Here is a 1334-nt window from a genome sequence, read left to right as displayed (position 1 = left end):
GGAGAGTGTCAGGTCTTCTGTGTATGGGTGATTGGGTCCATGCTTCCTGAGAGGAGCAAGGACGATGACGATTTCCGACGAACTGCTGGACGAGCTGCTGAAGGGCTGCAAGCGGCCTGAGGATCTGCTTGGCGATGCAGGGCTGATGAAGGAGCTGAAGATCCGGCTGATGGAACGGATGCTCGGTGCGGAACTGACCGCGCATCTGGGCTATGAGGTCGGAGCTGAGCCGCCAGCCGAACAGGCCAACCGCCGGAACGGGAGCGCGACGAAGCGGGTGAAGGGCTCTGACGGCGAGGTGCCGCTTTCGGTGCCGCGCGACCGGGAGGGCAGCTTCGAGCCGGAATTGGTGAAGAAGGGCCAGACCCGGATCGATGGCGTCGACGACAAGATCATCGGGCTCTATGCCGCCGGTTTGTCAGTGCGCGACATCCAGGCTCATCTGGAGGATCTTTACGGCCTGCGGGTCTCGCCCGACCTGATCAGCCGCGTCACCGATGCCGTGCTGGACGAGGTCCGGGAATGGCAGCATCGGGCGCTGGACCGGATGTATCCGATCGTCATTTTCGACGCTTTGCGCGTGAAGATCCGCGACGCCGACAGTCGGATGGTCAAAAACAAGGCCGTTTACATCGCCTTGGGCGTCACCCGGGATGGCGAACGCGAGGTTCTGGGCCTGTGGATCGCCGACAACGAAGGCGCCAAGTTCTGGCTGTCGGTGATGAACGAGCTGCGCAACAGGGGAGTCCAGGACATCCTGATCGCCGTCGTGGACGGGCTGAAGGGCTTCCCCGAGGCGATCACCGCGGCCTTCCCCGAGACCATGGTCCAGACCTGCATCGTTCACCTGATCCGGCATTCCATGAACTTCTGCAGCTGGAAGGACCGCAAGGCGGTGGCCGCCGATCTGCGCCCGATCTACGAAGCCCCGACCGCCGAGGAGGCTGCCCGCCAGTTGGAGGCATTCGAAGAAAAATGGGCTGGGAAATACCCCTCCATCGCCCCGGCCTGGCGTCGGGCATGGGCCGAGGTCACGCCGTTCTATGCCTTCAGCGCGGCGATCCGGAAGATCATCTATACGACCAACGCAGTGGAATCGCTGAACCGGGTGCTGCGGAAAACGCTGAAAACCAAGGGCTCATTCCCGACCGAGGAAGCTGCCACGAAGCTGATCTTCCTGGCCATCCGCAACTTCGAGAAGGGCGGCCGCGCCGTCCGGGAATGGGTTGCGGCCCGCAATCAGCTGGCCATAATGTTCGCCGGGCGCTTCGACGCCTGAACGTATCTGAAAACCGCATGGGCCCGCTCAGATACACAGAGTTCCTGACACTCCC

The 1334-nt window shown here is 62.6% G+C and carries 1 protein-coding gene; it reads left to right on the top strand.

Annotated elements, in window-relative coordinates:
- Positions 1-64 precede the first annotated feature (64 nt).
- Positions 65-1279, top strand: a complete 1215-nt coding sequence (locus M511_RS19020; protein ID WP_085503274.1) for an IS256 family transposase — start codon at positions 65-67, stop codon at positions 1277-1279.
- Positions 1280-1334 lie beyond the last annotated feature (55 nt).

The sequence above is a fragment of the Paracoccus sp. J56 genome, assembly GCF_019633685.1.
GTDB classification, from domain to species: Bacteria; Pseudomonadota; Alphaproteobacteria; order Rhodobacterales; family Rhodobacteraceae; genus Paracoccus; species Paracoccus kondratievae.
This window is presented reverse-complemented; position numbering and strand designations above follow the sequence as displayed.

Coding starts and splice junctions, on each gene's coding strand:
- M511_RS19020 (WP_085503274.1), top strand. CDS start 65: ATGACGATTTCCGACGAACTGCTGGACGAGCTGCTGAAGGGCTGCAAG.